This window comes from Actinomycetota bacterium (assembly GCA_040905475.1).
GTDB lineage: Bacteria > Actinomycetota > AC-67 > AC-67 > AC-67 > DATFGK01.
The window spans coordinates 1-3,647 of the sequence record JBBDRM010000127.1; the positions used below are offsets into that span (position 1 = coordinate 1).

The 3,647-nt window shown below is 67.5% G+C and carries 7 protein-coding genes; 4 read left to right on the forward strand and 3 right to left on the reverse strand.

The window, feature by feature from the left end; translation table 11 throughout:
• On the forward strand, window positions 1-1,318 hold a 1,318-nt coding region (locus tag WEB06_15165), incomplete at its 5' end, for a hypothetical protein (GenBank protein ID MEX2556950.1).
• A 174-nt stretch (window positions 1,319-1,492) separates the two neighbouring features.
• Here the strand turns inward: WEB06_15165 and WEB06_15170 are convergent.
• From WEB06_15170 to WEB06_15180, 3 genes are all read right to left on the reverse strand, one after another.
• On the reverse strand, window positions 1,493-1,942 hold the full coding sequence (locus tag WEB06_15170) for an SRPBCC family protein (GenBank protein ID MEX2556951.1): 450 nt from the start codon (window positions 1,940-1,942) through the stop codon (window positions 1,493-1,495).
• Between the two features lie 192 nt (window positions 1,943-2,134).
• Entirely contained in the window at window positions 2,135-2,392 is a 258-nt protein-coding gene (locus tag WEB06_15175; protein MEX2556952.1) for a Fic family protein, read from the reverse strand.
• Window positions 2,389-2,598 (reverse strand): toxin-antitoxin system HicB family antitoxin, encoded by a 210-nt coding sequence (locus WEB06_15180; protein MEX2556953.1) that lies wholly within the window; start codon window positions 2,596-2,598, stop codon window positions 2,389-2,391. Before WEB06_15180 ends, WEB06_15175 begins: the two co-directional genes overlap by 4 nt.
• A 73-nt stretch (window positions 2,599-2,671) precedes the next feature.
• On the opposite strand from WEB06_15180, the gene WEB06_15185 reads away from it, so the two are divergent.
• The 3 genes from WEB06_15185 to WEB06_15195 form a co-directional block, all read left to right on the forward strand.
• Window positions 2,672-2,926, forward strand: coding sequence for a hypothetical protein (locus tag WEB06_15185; GenBank protein ID MEX2556954.1), 255 nt, complete (start codon window positions 2,672-2,674; stop codon window positions 2,924-2,926).
• A gap of 118 nt (window positions 2,927-3,044) precedes the next feature.
• Window positions 3,045-3,170 carry a hypothetical protein gene (locus tag WEB06_15190; GenBank protein MEX2556955.1) on the forward strand — a complete coding sequence of 42 codons (126 nt, stop codon included), beginning with the start codon at window positions 3,045-3,047 and terminating at the stop codon, window positions 3,168-3,170.
• The coding region (locus tag WEB06_15195; GenBank protein MEX2556956.1) for a hypothetical protein at window positions 3,164-3,647 on the forward strand (484 nt) is incomplete at its 3' end. The genes WEB06_15190 and WEB06_15195, both read left to right, overlap by 7 nt.

Genomic DNA, 3,647 nt, shown 5'->3' on the forward strand with positions numbered 1-3,647 from the left:
AGCTGGCTTCCGCCGGGTGCTCGACCGCTGGTTCGGCTTGTTGGACAGCCGCGCCGAACCGCGAGATCGGTACATGGTGCTGACGCGACGAGCAGCGCTCGCCCTGCTCGACGGCGACAGCGACGCTGCCGGCGGCCTGATGCATGAAGCCGCTGACGTCGGTATCGCGATCCACGAACCCGACACCGGAAACGTCTTGATGTCCCAACGGGTCGCGCTGGCCCGTCTGCTCGACAACCGCGACGAGCACCTGCGACTCGCGCACGACGCAGTCGAGTGGTGGACGGGCGCACCGGTACTCGCGCACGCCGTCGCCGCAGGCGCCTACACCGGCGCTGGGGACTTCGGATCTGCTGCCCGCGAGATCGCGATGGTCACGGAGGCCGGCGGGCTCACCAATGAAGGCTCGTACCTGAGATCCGTGCTCATCGGTCATCTCGCCGAAGCGGCAGTCGCTCTCGAGGATCATGCTCTCTGCCAGGAGCTGTTGGACGAGATCGAACCACTCGCCGGTGACTGTGGTGTCAACGGCGCCGTCGTCGCCTTCGCCGGGCCATTCGCGTACCCAGCAGCCATCCTGGCCCGAGCACTCGGCGACGATGATCGTGCCCGCCGACTCGCCGAGAAGTCACTCGACAACGCACGACGACTCGGCGCCCGCACCTGGACAGATCTCAGCGAAGGACTGCTCGCCGACCTCGACCGCCCGGACCGCCCGGACCGCATCGGAACACCTGACCAGCGAAGAGCTGCCACCTGCAACCGAGCCGAGCTCACCCGCAACCAGGGCTTCTGGACGATCAGCTGGCGAGGAGAGCAGGCAACTCTCCCCGCCCTCAAGGGCATGAGCGACATCGCAACGCTCATCCGCCAGCGGGGGACTGACGTGTCAGCCCTCCAACTCGCCAGTGGGGTCCCGGACACCGCGACACCGATGACGGACACGATCATCGACGTGCAGGCACTCACCGCGTATCGGAGCCACCTCCTCGACCTCGACACCGAGATCGACCAAGCCGCCGAAGACAGCGACCGCGGCCGAGTCGAACATCTCAGCAATGAGCGCGAACAGATCCTCGCCGAGATCCGTGTTTCCACCGGTCTCGGCGGCCAACCCCGAGCTGGGGCCAACGATCCTGCCGAACGCGCCCGCAAGTCCGTCAGCGCCCGCATCCGTGACGCCATCAGACGCGTCGAGCCACTCGCTCCCGACCTCGCCGCCCACCTCGACCGCTCGATCCGCACCGGGCTGCGCTGCTCCTATGACCCCGCGCCGAACGATGCCGTCGACTGGCAGATCCGCGACCTCCCGCGCTGATCACGCCAAGGTCAGGCGCGAGATTCCTGCGGGCAGCTTCGGTGTTGGGATACCGCTGCGTTCCAGGTCCTCACCGGAGACGTCGCCGACCTGCATCCTTCGCGCGCGTCCTCGCGAGTTTCGGAAGAGAGAACCCCTGGCTGTGAGGACCCGGACCAACGGCAAGACGTCCCGTCAGCCGGCCCTGGCGGCCTCTTCGACGGCAGCCAGCATGCTCTTGAAATTCTTCCGTAGCATCCGGTCGATCACGGGACCGATCAGATGACCCATCGGGCCACCCCTGGGCACATACCCATAGTCGAAGGTCATCGCGGTCCCGTCACCGGCGGGCTCGAGGGTCAGCCGGGCTACGGCCTCCTTGATCGGCACGAGACGGGACGGCTGATTCGTGGTGGCGAGCGTGCGACCCTCCTCCCAGACCGTCACCGTTTCGACCATCGAGCCGACCGGTGCGAGGTCCACCTCGCGGCGGGCGCCCACACCTTGGCGTTGATCTCCGACGAGTCGCGAGCCCTTGAGACCACCCCAGTGGTCTGCAAGGTTCGGGAAATCTGCGAACACGGCCCAGACCGCGGCGGGCGACGCAGCCGCTTGACGTTGAGCGGTGAGGTGGCGTTCCGCCATGATGACGTCCCTTCCGGGGAAGCAAGCTCGCGGCACCGGGTTTGGCGCAATGTGACCACCGGACAGTAGCTCCGGGAGGCCGGACCCACGGCGTCCCCGAGGTGCCCGGCGGTCTCGGCCGGTCTGGCCGAAGACGGGCCGGCGCACCGATGGGATGGCTCGACCGCAATCCCGACTAGCGCTCAGGGGTCATCAGCTCGGGCTGCTCCCGCCACGTCCACCCGTTGGTCGCGACGAACTCCGCATCGACACCCACGCAGCACGCTTGTTGCCGTCAGGGAGCGGGTGGTTCTTGTTCAGCCGGACCAGCAACACCGCCGCCTTGTCGACGAACTCGGGGTACAGGTCGACGTCGCCGAACCCAGCCGCCGGCGCGTTGAGTGCCGAGTCGGCTCCGGACAGGCGCGTGACGTTCGCGAGGGTGGTGAGGTCGAGGTGCTCGACCGTCACCGAGCCAGGCGCTCGAGCAGCTCCCGGTCCTGATCGATGATCTGAAGGAGGCGCTTCTCGAAGGCTGGGTCCTTGCGTCGCCGTTCGACCGCTTCGACCACTGCTTCCTTGATCGTCTCGTTGAGGCTGATGCCCTCGGCGCGAGCGACAGCCTCTGCCTCGGCTGTGAGGTCGTCAGGCAAGCGAACCGTGAGGTGCTTCGTCATGGTGGCATGGTGCCACTCCGTCTGTCATCGTGCTGGACAGCGACGCCGTGCAATCTGCAGGATGAGATCAGCCATGATCTTCGCCGGCGAACCGGAGAACCGGCTCGTGGCCCGTAACCTCGAAGCCCGCTGGGAGACACGCCTCGTGGCCTTGGCGGACACCGAGCGGGCACTCACCGAAGCCGGCGTTGGCCACCGGTTCGACCCCGGGGCGGTGGCCAGCCTGCGCCACAACTCAACCGGCTCGATGACGGCGAGTCCCGCGGGGTCCCGCGGGTCTTTCGCGGTGGGCGCAAAGGGACTCGAACCCCTGACCTCTGCCGTGTGAAAGCGCCCGGCCGGTCACGTTGCGGTGGAGTCATCCGCGACGCACCTACGATCTCTCGGACCCGACTGATCGAGCGCTGGTCTACGAGCAAGTCCTGACCGAAGGCACCGAGAGCGACGTGCGACGCTTCATCGATGTCGACGAGCTGATGCGCTTGTGGAACGTGCTGGTCCTCCCCGAGCACGTGCGAGCGGCATGGGCGAAGTGGTTCTCCGAACACCGCGACGTCGCCCTTCCGTGCTGACCGGCCTGCAAGAGCGCGTCGCCCGGATCGTCGCCGCACTTGAGGAAGCGGACGGCTTCGCGCTCGCCGGCGGCGCCGCCGTCATCATCCACGGCGTCGTCGATCGGGACACGGACGACCTCGACTACTTCGGGGCAACGGTCGAGGATGTCGGCCGCCTCGCCCGAGCGCTACGTGCTGCGCTCCTCGCAGACGAGCTCGAGGTGGAGACCGTCGCCGAGAACCGAGGGTTCGTCCGTCTCCACGTTCGCTCGACAGCCGAGGAGACCACCATCGATCTGGGCACCGATGCCCGTCTCCTGCCAACTCACAGCGGCGGGCTCGACGGACCGCGCGTGTCCGTTCCGTCCGTTGTTCGGTGCGGGGGCCGTACGCCATCAGGAGCCGGGCCACGAGCAGGCAATCAACCCTTCGACACCTTGGAACACGGCGTCGTCGGAGATCAGCTCGACGCCGAGGTGCAAGGCTGTGGCGGCG

What these genes read in the sequence shown, in the direction of transcription:
- WEB06_15170 (MEX2556951.1), bottom strand. Translation starts at nt 1,942, where the DNA reads ATGGCGGAACGCCACCTCACCGCTCAACGTCAAGCGGCTGCGTCGCCC.
- WEB06_15180 (MEX2556953.1), bottom strand. Translation starts at nt 2,598, where the DNA reads ATGACGAAGCACCTCACGGTTCGCTTGCCTGACGACCTCACAGCCGAG.
- WEB06_15185 (MEX2556954.1), top strand. Translation starts at nt 2,672, where the DNA reads ATGATCTTCGCCGGCGAACCGGAGAACCGGCTCGTGGCCCGTAACCTC.